At 71.9% G+C, this 16,621-nt stretch carries 9 protein-coding genes and 1 pseudogene; 3 read left to right on the top strand and 7 right to left on the bottom strand.

The genetic code is table 11. The features are described from left to right. The first annotated feature begins 246 nt into the window (after positions 1-246). Together O7603_RS27010 and O7603_RS27005 are read left to right on the top strand one after the other, a co-directional pair. Positions 247-1,242, top strand: coding sequence for a hypothetical protein (locus O7603_RS27010; protein ID WP_281572550.1), 996 nt, complete (start codon positions 247-249; stop codon positions 1,240-1,242). Further along, positions 1,226-1,942 (top strand): class F sortase, encoded by a 717-nt coding sequence (locus tag O7603_RS27005; RefSeq protein WP_281572549.1) that lies wholly within the window; start codon positions 1,226-1,228, stop codon positions 1,940-1,942. Before O7603_RS27010 ends, O7603_RS27005 begins: the two co-directional genes overlap by 17 nt. Positions 1,943-2,024: 82 nt before the next feature. On the opposite strand, the gene O7603_RS27000 is transcribed toward O7603_RS27005, so the two are convergent. Further along, the gene (locus tag O7603_RS27000) at positions 2,025-7,085 is read right to left on the bottom strand and encodes an NAD-glutamate dehydrogenase (RefSeq protein ID WP_281572548.1); all 5,061 of its coding nucleotides are present in this window, start codon (positions 7,083-7,085) and stop codon (positions 2,025-2,027) included. A gap of 292 nt (positions 7,086-7,377) precedes the next feature. Between O7603_RS27000 and O7603_RS26995 the strand changes: the two genes are divergently transcribed. After that, a complete protein-coding gene (locus tag O7603_RS26995; protein ID WP_281572547.1) occupies positions 7,378-9,342 on the top strand; it encodes a penicillin-binding transpeptidase domain-containing protein in 1,965 nt (654 codons plus the stop codon). A 573-nt stretch (positions 9,343-9,915) separates the two neighbouring features. Here the strand turns inward: O7603_RS26995 and O7603_RS26990 are convergent. From O7603_RS26990 to O7603_RS26965, 6 genes and pseudogenes are all read right to left on the bottom strand, one after another. Beyond that, positions 9,916-10,896, bottom strand: a pseudogene (locus tag O7603_RS26990) (arginase family protein); the annotation flags it as partial. 84 nt (positions 10,897-10,980) lie between these two features. Then, positions 10,981-11,886 (bottom strand): tetratricopeptide repeat protein, encoded by a 906-nt coding sequence (locus O7603_RS26985; protein WP_281572546.1) that lies wholly within the window; start codon positions 11,884-11,886, stop codon positions 10,981-10,983. A gap of 217 nt (positions 11,887-12,103) precedes the next feature. Continuing rightward, positions 12,104-13,792 (bottom strand): methylmalonyl-CoA mutase family protein, encoded by a 1,689-nt coding sequence (locus tag O7603_RS26980; RefSeq protein ID WP_281572545.1) that lies wholly within the window; start codon positions 13,790-13,792, stop codon positions 12,104-12,106. A gap of 93 nt (positions 13,793-13,885) precedes the next feature. Beyond that, complete coding sequence (locus O7603_RS26975) at positions 13,886-14,299, bottom strand: Asp23/Gls24 family envelope stress response protein (RefSeq protein ID WP_281572544.1); 414 nt, start codon at positions 14,297-14,299, stop codon at positions 13,886-13,888. An 83-nt stretch (positions 14,300-14,382) separates the two neighbouring features. After that, positions 14,383-15,375: a methylmalonyl Co-A mutase-associated GTPase MeaB gene (meaB, locus tag O7603_RS26970; protein WP_281572543.1), complete on the bottom strand. Its 993-nt coding sequence runs from the start codon at positions 15,373-15,375 to the stop codon at positions 14,383-14,385. Between the two features lie 8 nt (positions 15,376-15,383). Then, on the bottom strand, positions 15,384-16,574 hold the full coding sequence (locus O7603_RS26965) for an acetyl-CoA C-acetyltransferase (RefSeq protein WP_281572542.1): 1,191 nt from the start codon (positions 16,572-16,574) through the stop codon (positions 15,384-15,386). Positions 16,575-16,621: the final 47 nt, after the last annotated feature.

Genomic DNA, 16,621 nt, shown 5'->3' with positions numbered 1-16,621 from the left:
CGTGGCATCCCTCGGCGCCTCCCCCGTGCGAGAACGGGGCCGGCGGCGCGGACGGGCCCCGGACCCGGCCACCGGGCGGAAACACCACCATCCAGCCCTGAACACGGCATACCACCCTTATCGGGCTTAACTCCGACAGACGTATAAACACGAATGTTTCCCTTCATAGCTCGTGAAACGGTCTAACGTCGGCGTTAGCTCGGGTGTCGCCGAGTTCAAGACAACAGGGATGGAGTGACGCAGGTCATGGCTAAGAAGATGCTCGGGAAGGTCGTCGCGGGCGCCGCCCTCGGGGGCGCGTCCCTCCTGGTGTTCGCGCCGGGGATCGCGTTCGCGGACGGACACCACGACGGCAAGGACAAGGACGGCAAGGTCCTGGCCAAGCCCCACGTCGTGAAGGCCGGCGAGGAGGTCAAGCTTCTCGAGATCTGCTCCGAGAAGCAGGAGCACGCCTTCGTCTGGTCGAAGGTCACCGGCAAGGTCGAGCTCAAGCCGGTGAAGGACGACCACGGCGACAAGCGGGACGACTGGCGCGGCGGGGAGGAGGACTCCTACGGCCGGGACGGCAAGGACGAGCACGGCAAGGACGACAACGGCAAGGACCACAACGGCAAGGACGAGAACGGCAAGGACCACAACGGCAAGGACGAGAACGGCAAGGACCACAACGGCAAGGACGAGAACGGCAAGGACGAGAACGGCAAGGACGAGAACGGCAAGGACCACGAGAACGGCAACGACGAGGCCAACGGCGGCTACGGTGCCGGCGCCGCCGCGGCCGACGGCAAGGACGAGGACCGCAAGGACTGGAACGGCTACGAGCACGGCCAGGATCGCGGCGACGACAAGGGCGACAAGAAGGACGACGGCAAGAAGGACGAAGACAAGTCCGACCACGAGGAGAACGGCTCGTGGGACTCGAAGGACCGCGAGAACGGCCGGGAGGACGACAAGTCCGACCACGGCAAGGACGAGGACCGGTGGGAGCACAAGCGTGACTTCCTCTACTACGGCGAGGCCAAGGTCGACAAGCACGCCAAGCCGGGCAAGTACGAGCTCAAGGGCTCGTGCGGCGAGGGCACCCTGGTCGTGGTGCCGCGGGGCGGGGTCGACGGTGGTGACGGTGGCGCCACCGGCACCGACCGCGGCCTGGCCGCCGGTGGGGCGAGCCTGCTGGGCGCCGCCGCGCTGGGCGGGATCGTGCTGATGCGTCGCCGGCGGACCGATGAGTCCCTCGTCTGACCGGACGACGACACGGGCCGGCGGCCGTCACGGGAAACCGTGGCGCGCCGCCGGCGCCGCCGTCGTCCTCCTCCTGGTCGCGATGACCGGCGCCGCGATGATCGGTGCCGGCATGAAGCCCCGGCCCGCACCCCGCCCGCCGCAGCCGCTGGCCCAGACCGCTCCCGAGCGCACCGGGCCGGACGAGGCGGACCAGCCGGGCGAGGGCGCGTCCGCCCCCACCGAACCTCCCCGGAGCGCGCTTCCCCGCTCCGCGCCCACCACCATCACGATCCCCCGGATCGGGGTCGATGCGAAGATCATGCCGCTCGGCACCAACCCCGACGGCACCATCCAGGTGCCCCCGCTCGACCAGGCCCAGCTCGCCGGCTGGTACGAGCCGGGACCGAGCCCGGGCGAGGTCGGCAACGCGGTCGTCGTCGGGCACGTGGACTCCGCCAAGCTCGGGCCCGCGGTCTTCTTCGACCTCGGCGCCGTGCAGCCCGGGGACACCGTGACGGTGAACCGGGCGGACGGCAGGCCGGTCACCTTCCGGGTCGACTCGGTCAGGTCCTACCCGAAGACGTCGTTCCCCACCGAGCTGGTGTACGGGCCGAGCGATCGGCCCGGCCTTCGGGTGGTCACCTGCGGCGGTCAGTTCGACCAGAACGCGCGCAGCTACCTGAACAACATCATCGTCTTCGCCAGCCTGGTCGACTGAGCAGGCCCGATCGACTGAAATGAAGCGGAACGGTCCGGCCGGTCGGGGTCACCGACCGGCCGGACCGCGTCCGGCTTCCTGGTCAGGCCGCGGCGGAGGTCCGCACCAGCGTGCGGATCTGGCGCAGCAGCACCGACAGCGCGGCGAGGTCCGCGCGGGACTCGTCGAACTCGCCCATCGCCCGCTGCGCGCGGTGGATGGAGGTGGCGTTCGACTGCTCCCACTGGTGTACCCGCTCCTGCGGCGGCTGGCTGTCCGGCGTGGAGCCGAGCACCTCCGCGGTGAGCGCCGCCAGCGCGGCGTAGAGGTCGTAGCGGAGCGCCATCCGCGCCAGCGTCTGCCACCGGTCCTCCCGCGGCAGCAGGGAGATCTTCGACAGCAGCGCGTCGACCCGGAACAGGTCGGAGAGGACGAAGTAGACCGACGCCACCTCGCCGACGTCCCGGCCGCTGCTGGCCGCGGTCTCCACGACGTCGAGCAGGCCGAAGCTGTACATCAACCGGGTCGCCTGCTCCGCCAGCTCACGCGGCAGCCCCCGCTCGACCATCGAGTCGATGTGCGCCGTGATGGCCTCGCGCTCGCTGCCGAAGAAGAGGTTCTCCAGCCCCGGCAGCAGCCGGGCCACCCCGTTCCGCAGCCGGTTGATCTCCGCCGGCACGTCGATCGGCGAGCGGCGGTTGGTCACCAGCCACCGCACCGCCCGGTCCAGCAGCCGTCGGGTGTCCAGGTAGACGCTGGTCTGCAGCTCGGGCGAGACCTTGTTGTCCAGCGCCTCCACCGCGTCCCACAGCTCGCGCAGCCCGAACACCTCGCGGACCACCACGTACGCCCGGAGCACGTCCGCCGCGGAGGCGGCCGTCTCCTCCGTCACCCGGAACACGAACGAGATGCCACCCCGGTTGATCGCCTCGTTCACGAGGACCGTGGTGACGATGTCCCGGCGCAGCCGGTGCCGCGACATCCGATCGGCGAAGCGCTCGCGCATCGGGGTCGGGAAGTAGTTGACCAGAACGTCGGTCGTCCACTCCTCGTCGGCCAGCCCCTCGGCCAGGATGTCCCGCTCCAGCACGATCTTGACGTACGCGAGCAGCACCGCGAACTCCGGCGCGGTCAGTCCGGACTCGATCCGTACGGCCAGCTCCTCGTCCGGCGGCAGTGCCTCCAGCGAGCGGTCCAGCGCGCCAGAGCGCTCCAGCTCGTTGATCATCCGCCGGTGCACCGGGAGCAGCGAGGCGGCCTGGGCCTGGGCGTTGTTGATCGCCCGGGCCTGGTCGTAGTTGTCCCGCAGCACCAGCTCGGCGACCTCTTCGGTCATATCGGCCAGCAGCTCGTCCCGGTCCGCCGTGGTCAGCTCGCCGTCGCCGACCGCGGTGTTCAGCAGGATCTTGATGTTCACCTCGTGGTCCGAGGTGTCCACCCCGGCCGCGTTGTCGATGAAGTCGGTGTAGATCCGACCACCGGTCAACGCGTACTCGATCCGGCCGAGCTGGGTGAAGCCCAGGTTGCCGCCCTCGCCGACGACCCGGCAGCGCAGGCTCTTGCCGTCCACCCGGATCGCGTCGTTGGACTTGTCGCCCACCTCGGCGTTGGTCTGGCTGGACGCCTTGACGTACGTGCCGATGCCGCCGTTCCAGAACAGGTCCACCGGTGCGGTCAGGATCGCCCGCATCAGCTCCTGCGGGGAGAGCTGGGTGGCGTCGTCGTCCAGGCCGAGCGCCGCGCGGACCTGCGGCGTGATGGCGATGGACTTGGCGGTACGCGGGTAGACGCCGCCCCCGGCCGAGATCAGCTCCGGGTTGTAGTCCTCCCAGGACGACCGGGACATCTCGAACAGCCGCTTGCGCTCGGCGTACGAGGTGGCCGCGTCCGGGGCCGGGTCGAGGAAGATGTGCCGGTGGTCGAAGGCGGCCACCAGCCGGATGTGCTCGGAGAGCAGCATGCCGTTGCCGAAGACGTCGCCGGACATGTCCCCGACCCCGACCACGGTGAAGTCCTCGGTCTGGGTGTCGTGCCCCAGCTCCCGGAAGTGCCGCTTGACCGACTCCCAGGCGCCTCGGGCGGTGATGCCCATCTTCTTGTGGTCGTATCCGGCGGAGCCGCCGGACGCGAACGCGTCACCGAGCCAGAAGTTGTGCGCCGTGGAGATCTCGTTGGCGATGTCGGAGAACGTGGCCGTGCCCTTGTCCGCCGCGACCACCATGTACGGGTCGTCCGAGTCGTGCCGCACCACGTCGTCCGGCGGCACGATCTGCCCGCCGACGATGTTGTCCGTGACGTCGAGCAACGCCGAGACGAACTCCTTGTAGCAGACCACCGCCTCGTCCCGGTCCCCCGGCTTCTGCTTCAGCACGAAGCCACCCTTGGCGCCCACCGGCACGATGACGGTGTTCTTCACCATCTGCGCCTTGACCAGGCCGAGCACCTCGGTGCGGAAGTCCTCCCGCCGGTCGGACCAGCGCAGCCCGCCCCGGGCCACCGGCCCGAACCGCAGGTGCACGCCCTCGAACCGGGGCGAGTAGACGAAGATCTCGAACTTCGGACGCGGCGCCGGCAGGTCGGGGATGGCCTGCGGGTCGAGCTTGAACGCCACGTACGACTTGGGTCGCCCGTCGGAACGCCGCTGGTAGAAGCTGGTCCGCAGGGTGGCCTGGATCAGCGTCAGGTACGAGCGCAGGATCCGGTCCTGGTCGAGGCTGGCCACGTCGTCCAGCTCCGTACGGATGGTCTCCACCAGCTCCGCGCTGCGCCGCTGCCGCTGGGCGGTGTCGGCCTCGCCGGGTGCGAACCGCGTCTCGAAGAGCTGGACCAGCAGCTCGGCGATGCGCGGGTAGGCGATGAAGGTCTGCTCCATGTAGTCCTGGGAGAAGACCGTGCCCGCCTGCCGCAGGTACTTCGCGTAGGCCCGGATCACCACCACCTGGCGCCACGTCAAGCCGGCGCGCAGCACCAGCTCGTTGTAGCCGTCCACCTCGGCCTCGCCCCGCCACGCCGCCGCGAAGGCGTTCTCCACGTGCGGGCGCACCTCGGCCAGTTCCTGGTGCCCCTCCGGCAGGTGCAGGCCGAAGTCGTACAGCCAGATCCGGCCGTCGATCCGGTCCACCTCGTACGGGTGCTCGTCGACCACCCGTACGCCGAGCGAGTGCAGCACCGGCAGCACGGCGGAGAGCATCATCGGCTCGCCGTACCGGTAGACCTTGAAACGGACGTCCATCGTCTCGTCCAGGTCCGCGCCCGGCGCCCGGGCGCCCGGCCGGGGTGCGAGCTGCTTGCGGAACAGGTGCATCTCCAGCTGGCCCGGCTCCTCCAGCAGCTCCAGCTTGGCCAGGTCCTTCATCGCCTCGTACGGCGTGTGCCCGTCCTTGTAGCCCTCCGGGAACGCGTCGGCGTACCGGGAGAACAGGTGCTTGGCCTGCTCGTCACCGAGCTTGCGTTCCAACACCAGGCGGTAGTCGTCGTCCCACAGCCGGGTCGCGTCGGCCAGCTCCTCGGCGAGCAGGTCGGCGTCGATGTCGCCCGGCGGCTTGGTCGGGTCGGTGCGGACGATGAAGTGGACCCGGGCGAGCATCGACTCGGTGACGCGGGTGGTGTAGTCCACCCCGACCCCGTTCAGCTCGCGCAGCAGGATGTCCTGCATGCGCAGCCGGTTCTGCGTGGTGAACCGGTCCCGCGGCAGGTAGATCAGGCAGGAGATGAACCTCCCGTACGCGTCCCTGCGCAGGAAGACACGCAGCTGCCGCCGACCGGCCATGCGCAGCACGCCGATCACCGCGTGGTACAGGTCGTCGGTCTTGATCTGGAACAGCTCGTCGCGCGGATAGGTCTCCAGGATCTGGAGCAGATCCTTGCCGGAGTGGCTGCGCATGCTCAGGCCGGAGCGGTCCAGCACCTCGGCGACCTTGCGGCGGACCACCGGCAGCTCCCGCACGCTGGTGCGGTACGCGGCGGTGGAGAACAGACCCAGGAAGCGCCGCTCCCCGACCACCTCGCCGGCCTCGTTGAACACCTTGAAGCCGATGTAGTCCAGGTACGCCGAGCGGTGCACGGTGGCCCGCGAGTTGGCCTTGGTGATGATCAAGAGGCGCTTCTCCAGCACCTTCTCGTGCGCCTCGGGGGTCATCGACGACAGCGCCCGAGCCTCCGGCGAGTCCTGCCGGAGGATGCCCAGCCCGGTGCCGAGCACCGCCTCCAGCGCCGGGCCGCCCTCCGGGTTGTCGACCAGCCGGTACTCGCGGTAGCCGAGGAACGTGAAGTGGTCCTGGGCCAGCCAGCGGAGCAGCTCGACCGAGTCGGTGATGTCCTTCTCGGGCACCGGGGGGCGGTTGTCGCTCGTCCGCGCGGCGGCGAGCTCGTCGGCGAAGGCGAGGGCGCGCTGGCGCATCTTCGGCCAGTCCTCGACCGCCTCACGCACGTCGGTGAGGACGCGCTGGAGTTCGCGGCGGAGCCGGTCCCGTTCGGCGGCGTCGCGGACCGGATCGATCTCGATCCGCATCCAGCTCTCCACCAGGTCGCCGGCGATCGCGTCGTCCGGCTCGACGTCCGCCGCCACCTCGGTCAGCCGGCCGAGCGGCTCCCGGCGCACCACCAGCAGCGGGTGGACGAGCAGGTGCACGTCCAGGTGGTACGAGTTGAGCAGCGCGGTCACCGAGTCGACCAGGAACGGCATGTCGTCGGTGACGATCTCGATCACGCTGTGGTGCTGCTCCGCGTCCGGCTCGTGGATGCGCAGCTTCAGCTCGCCCGGCACCCGCTGCTGGGCGAGGTCCCGGTGGGCGCGGGCCGCGTCGAGCATCTCCTCGGCCGTGAAGCCGATCAGCTCCTCGTCCGGGGCGAACCGCCAGAAGCGGCCGACCAGGGTCGCCGCGTCGTGGTCGTCCCCGGCGAGCGCGACGGCCTGGGCCACCAGGCGCTCCGCGTTGGGTACCGGTTCGTCGAGTTCGGCGTCCTCCACGTCGTCGGCCAACGCCTCCGCGGGCAGGCCGAGATCGTAGATGGTGTCGATGCTCGAACCGGTCAACCCGGTCACCCCCGTGTCGAGCCGGCCGTAGCCGTCCCCGTCGGTCGCCGAATCGAAGCTGTCGTCGTCCCGGCCGGTGTCAACCTGCCGGAGGTCGGGTTCCGGTTTGATCGCCGGACGCCGGTCCATCGGTGCCACTCCCCTCGACCCACCGCGTTGTGGGTCACTCTCCCGCCCAGCCTAGGCCCTGCCGCCCTGCCCCTTCCTCGGCGGACCACCGGCCGGACGTCCGGATCGGGACTCTGTCCTTTCACCCGTTGCGGGTCCGAGGTTGGCCGCTTGGCGTGTACCCCGCAGCGCGATGTTCATCACACTGTCGCGGGTCCGTCTTTTCGCACGTCGCCCCCCATCAGGGGACGCCGGGGACAGCGTTCGCGTACTACCGTTCAGGGCAGCTTCAAGATCGGAGGGGACCCGCTTCATGCACCTGTCGTACCCACACCGCACCGGTCACTCCCACCTGCGCCGCGCGCTCGTCGCCCTCACCGCGACCGCGCTCGCCGCGGGCAGCCTCAGCGCGTGCTCGGACAGTGACGGCCCCGAGCGCAGCGTCGACGCGTTCCTGACCGGTTGGCAGAAGGGCGACCTCCAGGCGGTCGGCTTCGTCGACGCCACGGGTGCCAAGATCCCGGCGGCCGAGATCACCCAGCAGCTCAAGGATCTCTCCGGCGAGCTGGCGTCGACCCCGCCCAAGCTGACCCGGCAGGGCGATCCGAAGATCACCGCCGACACCGCCACCGCCGGCATCCGGGTGGAGTGGACCCTGCCGGGCGACACCCGCTGGACGTACGACCGGCAGGTGCGGATGACCCGGGGCGGCGACGACCAGTGGCAGGTGATCTGGGAACCGCAGGTCGTACAGGAGAAGCTCACCAAGGGTGATCGGCTGGGGCTGCGTCGGGACGCCGGTGCCCGGGCCGGGGTGCTGGACGGCGCGGGCCAGCCGATCGTGGCGCCGCGGCCGGTGGTGCGGGTGGGTATCCAGCCGAACCAGGTGCCCGACGTGAAGGACCTGGTCGGCAAGCTCGACGCCGCCTTCCGCGCGATCCGCCCGGCGCTGGTGCCCTCGGTCGACCTCTCCGACCTGCCCAAGCGGCTCGCCGAGGCCGACCCGGGCGCGTTCGTCGAGGTGGTGACGCTGCGCGAGGATGCGTATCGGCAGATCAAGCCGCGCATCTACGACCTGCCGGGCACCAAGTTCCAGTCCGAGAAGCTGGACCTGGCACCCACCCGGGAGTTCGCCCGGGCGCTGCTCGGCTCGGTCGACCCGGCCCAGGCCGACGACCTGACCGCCCACCCGGACAAGTACGTCGCCGGCGATCTGGTCGGCCACGGCGGTCTGCAGGGCCGCTACGACGACCGGCTGCGCGGCAAGCCCGGCCTCACCGTGATCATCGAACGCCCCGGCGAGGACGGCAAGCTGGTACCGACCGGCACCGAGGTGTTCCACCGCGACCCCGAGCCCGGGCAGGCGCTGAAGACCACCCTCGACGTCGCCACGCAGAACGCGGCTGACGCGGCGCTGCGCGCCGAGCGGCGGCGGGCCGCCGTGGTGGCGGTACGGATCAGCGACGGCGCGGTGCTCGCCGCGGCGAACGGGCCCGGACCAGCCGGCGAGAACCTGGCGTTCACCGCCCAGGTGCCGCCCGGCTCGACGTTCAAGATGGTGAGTGCGCTCGGCCTGCTCGACAAGGGCGCGGTGACGCCGGACGCGCCGGTCGACTGCCCGAAGACCTTCGAGGTGGAGGGCCGGTCGTTCAAGAACTCCGACAACTTCGCACTCGGCCGCGTACCGTTCCGCACCGACTTCGCCAAGTCCTGCAACACCGCCTTCGCCGCCCTGGCACCGAAGCTGGGCGGCGACGGGCTGGCCGTCGCCGGCCGCTCGCTGGGGTTGGAGGGGCAGTGGGACCTGGGCGTCGACGCCTTCAGCGGAAAGGTCTCGGTGAACGGGTCCGGGGCCGAGCAGGCCGCCGCGGCGTTCGGGCAGGGCACCACCGTGGTCAGCCCGCTGGCGATGGCCGGCGCCACCGCGGCCGTCGCCCGCGGGCGCTTCGAGCAGCCGAAGCTGCTGCTGGACCCGGCCCCGGCCAAGCCGGCGGCGGCCGGCCCCCAGCTCAGGCCGGAGTCGGTCGAGGCGGTCCGGGCCATGATGCGCGAGGTCGTCACCGCCGGCACCGGCGACGCGCTGAAGGACGTGCCGGGCCAGCCGGTGTACGGCAAGACCGGCACCGCCGAGTACGACAACAACCCCGCGCACACCCACGCCTGGTTCGTGGGCTGGCAGGGCGACGTCGCGTTCGCTGTCTTCGTCGAGCAGGGCGGCTCGAGCACCGCCTCCGCCGTCCCGATCGCCGAGCGCTTCCTCCGCGCCCTCCCCCGCTGACCCCCCTCCTCCCACACTCCCGCTCACCCACACCCCATCCCCCCGCCAGTCGGTCGGCGCCTCCCGGCGGCCGGCCGGCTCGGGTGATCAAGAGGTTTGCGTCACCGGGCACCCGGGTTCCGACCCAAACCTCTTGATCACCGCGCCGGAGTGCGGGCCGGGCCGGTCGGACCGGCTGGCTCAGGCGAAGCCGGCTGCGGAGCGGGGGGTGTCTTCGTCCGGCGGCGGGAGCGTCGTCTCCGGCTCGGCCGCCTCCGACGGGACCGACGACCGGCGAAGACGGCCCGGCTCGGCCTCCTCCGACGGGACCGCCGGGCGGCGAAGACGGCCCGGCTCGGCCTCCTCGGACGAAACCGGAGACCGGCGCAGACGGCCCGGACCGGCCGAGGCGGGCGGTCCGACCGGCTCCAGCCCGAGCGCCTCCACCGGAGCCGCCGGCCCGGGGACCGCTGCCGGACCCAACACACCCACCGCGCCGGTCGAACCCGCCGGGCCGAGCGGACCGGCCGCCGCGGGCGGGCCCGCGATGGTGGCCGGTTCGGCGATCGGGGGGACGGCCGGGCGGCCGTTGCCGCGACGCGGGGCGGGCGTGGGCGGCGGGGCGGACGGGCCGGGGAGCAGCCGGGGTGGTACGGCCTCCGGAGCGGTCACCGGCGCCAGGCCGGCCACCACGGTGTTGACGATCTCTGCCGCGTACGCGCCGTCGGGATCGTAGTCGGGGTCGAAGACGGTCAGCTCCACACCGAGGCAGTGCGGGGTGTCGACCAGCCCGGCGAGCAGGATCTCCAACTCGGCGAAGGCGATGCCCCCGGGGTCGGGGGCGTCCACCGCCGGCAGCACCGCCGGGTCGAGCACGTCCACGTCGATGTGCACCCAGTAGCCGGCGCAGTCGGCGAGCTGCTCGTGCGCCCACTGGGCGGTCCGGGCGGCGCCTTCGGCGCGCAGCGCCGGCACCGGCCGGGTGATGATCCCGGCCGCCTGGAGGTCGAGCCGGTATTCGTCCTGGGCCCGGATGCCGAGCACCACCACGTCGATGTCCCGGAAGTACGGCCGCCGCCCCTCGATCGCCGCGAGGTCGGCCTGCCCCCGGCCGGTGACCAGGGCGAGGTCCTCCCCGGCGGCGGCGCCGACGTAGGAGGCGTTGCCCGGGTGCCGGAAGTCGGAGTGACCGTCGACGAACACCAGCCCGATCCGGCCGCCGACCGCCTCGCCGAGGCGGTGCATGGCCAGTGCCGAGCCGAGCAGGACGGAGCAGTCGCCCCCGAGCACCAGCGGGAACTCACCCCGGTCGATGATCGAGCCGATCCGCTCGGCGAGCGCCACCGAGTAGTCGGCGATCTCCCGGGCGTGGCAGACCCCGTCGCCGGGCCGCCAGTCGCCCGGGTCGTAGCGGGGCGCGGTGAGGCAGCCGGCGTCCCGGGCCCGCAGCCGGGCCAGCAGGTCGTGGTCGCGCAGCGCGCCCGGCGCCTTGGCGCAGCCGGGGACCGAGCTGGGCGTGGGTGGGCGCAGGCCCAGGTTTGTCGGCGCGTCGAGGACGGCGATCCGGCGCATCATGGGCTCCCGTCCTCGGTGGTTGGGCGGGCCGGCCGGTACGCCGGCCCGCGCTGGCGTGTTACGTGTTCGAAGCCGTTCCGCTGCTCAGAACAGGGCGCTGGCCAGGGACCGGCGGGCCGCGGCAACCGCGGGATCCTCCGGGGCGGCCATGGTGAAGAGGCCCACCAGGTGCTGGCGTACCTTCTCCCGCTCGTCTCCGGCGGTGCGGCGGACCACGCCCACCAGACGCCGGTAGGCCTGATCGGCCAGCCCGCTGAGCACCTCGATGTCGGCGGCGAGCAGTTGGGCGTCGACGTCGTCGGGGTTGGCCTCCGCCGCGGCGAGCGCCGCCTGCGGGTCGGCTCCGGCGACCCGGCGGGCCAGGCCGACCTGGGCCAGACCGGCCTCCGCGGCGGCGTCGGCCGGCGAGTCCGCCAGGATCTTCCGGTACGCCCGCTCGGCGACGTCGAGGTCGCCGCTCATCAGGGCGTCGTCGGCCTCGTCGAGGCGCGGGTCGGTCGATTCGGCGACGGTCACGCCGCCGGCCTTGAGGACCGCCTGGATCCACTGCCGCAGCTGCGCCTCGGGCACCATACCCGAGAAGGCGTCGACCGGCTGACCACCGATCACCGCGTAGACCATCGGGATGCCCTGCACCCGGAACATCTGGGCGATCCGCGGGTTGGCGTCCACGTCGATCTTGGCGAGCACCCACGCGCCGCCCCCCTCGACGGCCAGCCGCTCCAGCACCGGCGAGAGCTGCTTGCACGGCTCGCACCACTCGGCCCAGAAGTCGATGACGACCGGGGTCGTCAGCGACCGTTCCAGCACCTCCGACTGGAAGGTCGCCTCGGTCACGTCGATGACGGTGACGGCACCGACGGCGCCGCCGGGGGCTCCGGCTGGCGGACCGGACTGGGCCGGTGTCGGGGTCGGGGCAGGGGTGCGCAGCGCGCTGAGGTCGACCGCGCCGCGGGTGAAGATCGACGAGGTGATCCGTGGGTCGCTCATGGTTACCTAGTCTCGCACGGACCCCGCCGAACTCAGATCAACGCGACGGCGACAGTTGCAGTTCTCACCCTGCTCACCACCCCCGCCGCCACCCCGCGAACGCCCCACCCGCCCGACCCCCGCGATCTTGCACTTTCGGCCCTCGACATGCGGCATCTGCGGCATATGCCGGGGCACCAAGTGCAAGATCGCGGGGGTTCGGGCGGGGCGGGCGGGGTTAGAAGCGGGCGGGTTCGCGGTAGGTGCCCCATTCGGCGCGGAGCGCGTCGCAGATCTCGCCGAGGCTGGCCTCGGCGCGGACGGCGTCGAGCATCGACGGGATCATGTTCTCGCCGGTCCGGCTGACCTCGACCATGCGGGTCACCGCCGCCTTGACGGCGGCGTCGTCCCGGCCGGACTTCCGCTCGGCCAGCACCCGGCGCTGCTCCAGCTCCACCTCGTGCGAGATGCGCAGGATCTCCAGGTCCTTGGCGACCGTGCCGGTGTGGCAGTTGACCCCGACAATCTTCTTGTCGCCCTTCTCCAGGGCCTGCTGGTAGACGAACGCCGACTCGGCGATGTGGCCGGTGAACCAGCCGTCCTCGATGCCGCGCAGGATCCCGGAGGTCATCGGGCCGATCTGGTGCGGGCCCTCGCCGCCGAGCTGGCGGATCCGGGCGAAGATCTCCTCCGCCTCGGCCTCGATCTTGTCGGTGAGCGCCTCGACGTACCAGGAGCCGCCGAGCGGGTCGGCCACGTTCACCACGCCGGTCTCCTCCATCAGCACCTGCTGGGTACGCAGGGCGATCTCGGCGGACTCGTCGGTGGGCAGCGCGAGAGTCTCGTCCAGCGCGTTCGTGTGCAGCGAGTTGGTTCCGCCGAGCACCGCGGCGAGCGCCTCGACGGCGGTGCGGACCACGTTGTTCACCGGCTGCTGGGCGGTCAGCGACACCCCGGCGGTCTGGGTGTGGAACCGCAGCCAGAGCGCCTTCTCGCTGGTGGCGCCGTAAACGTCGCGCAGCCACCGGGCCCAGATCCGGCGGGCGGCCCGGAACTTGGCGATCTCCTCGAAGAAGTCGACGTGCGAGTCGAAGAAGAAGCTCAGACCCGGCGCGAAGACGTTCACGTCCAGCCCGCGCGAGAGGCCCAGCTCCACGTACCCGAAGCCGTCCGCCAGGGTGTACGCCAGCTCCTGCGCGGCGGTCGAACCGGCCTCGCGGATGTGGTAGCCGGAGACGGACAGCGGCTTGTAGCGCGGGATCTCCCGGGCGCAGTACTCCATGAGGTCGCCGATCAGGCGCAGGTGCGGCTCCGGGTCGAAGAGCCACTCCTTCTGCGCGATGTACTCCTTGAAGATGTCCGTCTGGAGCGTCCCGTCGAGGGTGGACAGGTCGGCGCCCTGCCGCTCGGCGGCGACCAGGTACATGCAGAAGACCGGCACGGCCGGGCCGGAGATGGTCATGGAGGTGGTGACCCCCGCCAGGTCGATGCCGCCGAAGAGCACCTCCATGTCGGCGGCGGTGTCCACCGCGACGCCGCAGTGGCCCACCTCGCCGAGCGACTGCGGGTCGTCCGAGTCCCGCCCCATCAGGGTGGGCATGTCGAAGGCCACCGAGAGGCCGCCGCCGCCGGCGCCGAGGATCATCTTGTAGCGCTCGTTGGTCTGCCGAGCGTTGCCGAAGCCGGCGAACTGCCGGATGGTCCAGGTCCGCCCGCGGTAGCCGGTCGGGTACAGCCCCCGGGTGTACGGGTACTCACCCGGCCAGCCGATCCGCTCGAAGCCCGGGTACGCCACCCCCTCGGGCGGCCCGTAGACCGGGTCCACGGGCATCCCGGAGAGCGTGGTGAAGTCCGCGTCCCGCTTGCGCGCGGCGTCGTACCGGGCCTGCCAGCGGGCCCGTCCGGCGGCGATCTCGTCGGCGTTCATGGGCGGGGCTCCTCCTCGAGCTCGACTGCACGTCGAGTGTAGAGCCCCTGCCTGAACGATCGCTAAGGATGTTCGTACCCGCGGGTAACCAGGTCAGGCCGTGGGTGCGGTCGGCTCACCGAGCGCGACGTCGTCGACCCGGATGTTGACCTGGTCCACCCGCAGCCCATACGCCTCGACCGCCTCGGTCACCTTCACCCGGACCGCCTCGGTCACCTCCGGCACCGTGCGGCCGGCCTCGATCACGATGACCAGGTTGATCACCGCGCCGCCGTTCACCACCTTCGCCGAGGCGCCCCGCGTGGCGTCGCCGACCTTGTCGAGGCCAACCCGGTCGAGCACCGAGTTGAGCATCCGCGCCGCGTCCCCACCCAGGTCGGTCACGCCGGGCACCGACCGGGCGGCGGCCACCGCGATCTTCTCCAGCACGTCGTCGTCGACGGACGTCGTCCCGCCCGTCGCCGGACCCGGTGTCACCGACTGCTCCTGCGTCGCGTCCTCAGCCATGATCTCCCCATCCGTCGTACGCCCCACGGGGGTTCCCGGGGCGGTGCGAGCGTACTAAGACGGGTGGGTCCGCAGTGGACCGGTCAGCTCCCGAGCTGGTCGAGCAGCTGGTCGGCGGCCGCGTACGGGTCGATCGCCCCCTCGGCCACCTTCGCGGCGAGCGACGGCAGCTCCGTACCGTCGCGCAGCGAGCCCATCCGGTCGCGGAGCACGCCCAGCGCGATGGCCTCGACCTCGGCGGCGGCCCGCGCCTCCTGCCGGCGCCGCAGCTCGCCGTGCTCGACCAGCCAGCCACGGTGCTTGTCGATGGCGGCGGCGATGTCGTCGATCCCCTCGCCCCGGGCGGCGACCGCGCGCACCACCTGCGGTCGCCACTCCCCCGGGCCGCGCTCGCCCAGCGCGATCATGCCCTGGATGTCGCGGTGGGTGGCGTCGGCGCCGTCCCGGTCGGCCTTGTTGACCACGAACACGTCGGCGATCTCCAGGATGCCGGCCTTGACCGCCTGGATCGCGTCGCCCATCCCGGGAGCGAGCAGCACCAGCGTGGTGTCGGCCAGCGAGGCCACCTCGACCTCGGCCTGCCCGACGCCGACGGTCTCCACCAGCACCACGTCGCAGCCGGCGCCCTCCAGCACCCGGACCGCCTGCGGGGTGGCGGCGGCCAGCCCGCCGAGGTGACCGCGGCTGGACATCGAGCGGATGTAGACGCCCGGGTCGGTGGCGTGGTCCTGCATCCGAACCCGGTCGCCGAGGATCGCGCCGCCGGTGAACGGGCTGGACGGGTCGACCGCCAGCACGCCGACCCGGTGGCCCCGCGCCCGCAGCGCCCGGACGAGCTCGTTGGTGGTGGTCGACTTGCCCACCCCGGGCGAACCGGTCAGCCCGACCACCTGGGCCTGACCGGCGTACGGCGCGAGCGCCGCGGCGACCTCCCGCAGCGCCTCGTCGCCGTTCTCCACCAGGGTGATCAGGCGGGCCACCGCGCGGGGGTCCCCCGCGCGGGCCCGCTCGACCAGCATGGGTACGTCCCGGCTGCGGCGCACCGAGACGGCGCCGGCGGCCGGGACGCTCTCCATGGTTCCGCTCACTCGCCCGCTGCCGGGACGTGGATGATCAGCGCGTCGCCCTGCCCGCCGCCGCCGCACAGCGCCGCCGCGCCGGTGCCGCCGCCCCGGCGCTTGAGTTCCAGCGCGAGGGTGAGCACCAGCCGGGCGCCGGACATGCCGATCGGGTGGCCCAGCGCGATCGCGCCGCCGTTGACGTTCACCTTCGCCGGGCTGATCCCCAGGTCCCGGATGGACTGGATGCCGACCTGGGCGAACGCCTCGTTGATCTCGACGAGGTCGAGGTCGGCCACGCTCAGCCCGCCCTTGCGCAGGGCGTGCTGGATGGCGTTCGACGGCTGCGAGTGCAGCGAGTTGTCCGGCCCGGCGACGTTGCCGTGCGCACCGACCTCGGCCAGCCAGGTCAGCCCCAGCTCCTTGGCCTTGGCCTTGCTCATCACGACCACCGCGGCGGCGCCGTCGGAGATCGGCGAGGAGCTGCCGGCGGTGATGGTGCCGTCGGCGGTGAACGCCGGGCGCAGCTTGCCCAGCGACTCGGCGGTGGTGTCCGGCCGGATGCCCTCGTCCTCGTCGACGACGAGCGGGTCACCCTTGCGCTGCGGGATGACCACCGGGGTGATCTCGTCGGCGAAGTGGCCGTTCTTCTGCGCGGCGGCGGCCCGCTGGTGGCTCGCCGCGGCGAACGCATCCTGGTCCTCGCGGGTGATGCCGTGCTTCGCGCCGAGCCGCTCGGTGGACTCGCCCATGGAGCAGCAGTCCCAGGCGTCGGTGAGCCCGTCCAGCGCCATGTGGTCCTTGACCACCACGTCGCCGTACTTGTAGCCGCCGCGCTGGCCCGTCAGCAGGTGCGGGGCGTTGGTCATCGACTCCATGCCGCCGGCGACCACCACGTCGAACTCGCCGGCGCGGATCAGCTGGTCGGCCAGGGCGATCGCGTCCAGGCCGGAGAGGCAGACCTTGTTGACGGTCAGCGCCGGCACGGACATCGGGATGCCGGCCTCGACGGCGGCCTGGCGCGCCGGGATCTGGCCGGCGCCGGCCTGGAGAACCTGCCCCATGATCACGTACTGCACCTGTTCGGGGGCGACGCCGCCCCGCTCCAGCGCCGCCTTGATGGCGATGCCGCCGAGTTTCGTGGCCGGGAGGTCCTTGAGCTTGCCCAGCAGGCGCCCCATCGGGGTCCGCGCGCCGCTGATGATCACCGAAGCCATACCTGCCTCCGAGGGGGGTGCCGACCTGTACGCCTTAACGATTGTTC

Origin of the sequence: Micromonospora sp. WMMD812, from assembly GCF_027497215.1 — a bacterium.
Classification (GTDB): Bacteria; Actinomycetota; Actinomycetes; order Mycobacteriales; family Micromonosporaceae; genus Micromonospora.
The sequence above is the reverse complement of the archived record's forward strand: the minus strand, read 5'-3'. Positions and strand labels throughout refer to the sequence as shown.

Bases quoted from the DNA above. Each gene is read 5' to 3' on its own strand.
- O7603_RS27010 (WP_281572550.1), top strand. From the start codon at position 247: ATGGCTAAGAAGATGCTCGGGAAGGTCGTCGCGGGCGCCGCCCTCGGG.
- O7603_RS27005 (WP_281572549.1), top strand. From the start codon at position 1,226: ATGAGTCCCTCGTCTGACCGGACGACGACACGGGCCGGCGGCCGTCAC.
- O7603_RS27000 (WP_281572548.1), bottom strand. From the start codon at position 7,085: ATGGACCGGCGTCCGGCGATCAAACCGGAACCCGACCTCCGGCAGGTT.
- O7603_RS26995 (WP_281572547.1), top strand. From the start codon at position 7,378: ATGCACCTGTCGTACCCACACCGCACCGGTCACTCCCACCTGCGCCGC.
- O7603_RS26985 (WP_281572546.1), bottom strand. From the start codon at position 11,886: ATGAGCGACCCACGGATCACCTCGTCGATCTTCACCCGCGGCGCGGTC.
- O7603_RS26980 (WP_281572545.1), bottom strand. From the start codon at position 13,792: ATGAACGCCGACGAGATCGCCGCCGGACGGGCCCGCTGGCAGGCCCGG.
- O7603_RS26975 (WP_281572544.1), bottom strand. From the start codon at position 14,299: ATGGCTGAGGACGCGACGCAGGAGCAGTCGGTGACACCGGGTCCGGCG.
- meaB (WP_281572543.1), bottom strand. From the start codon at position 15,375: ATGGAGAGCGTCCCGGCCGCCGGCGCCGTCTCGGTGCGCCGCAGCCGG.
- O7603_RS26965 (WP_281572542.1), bottom strand. From the start codon at position 16,574: ATGGCTTCGGTGATCATCAGCGGCGCGCGGACCCCGATGGGGCGCCTG.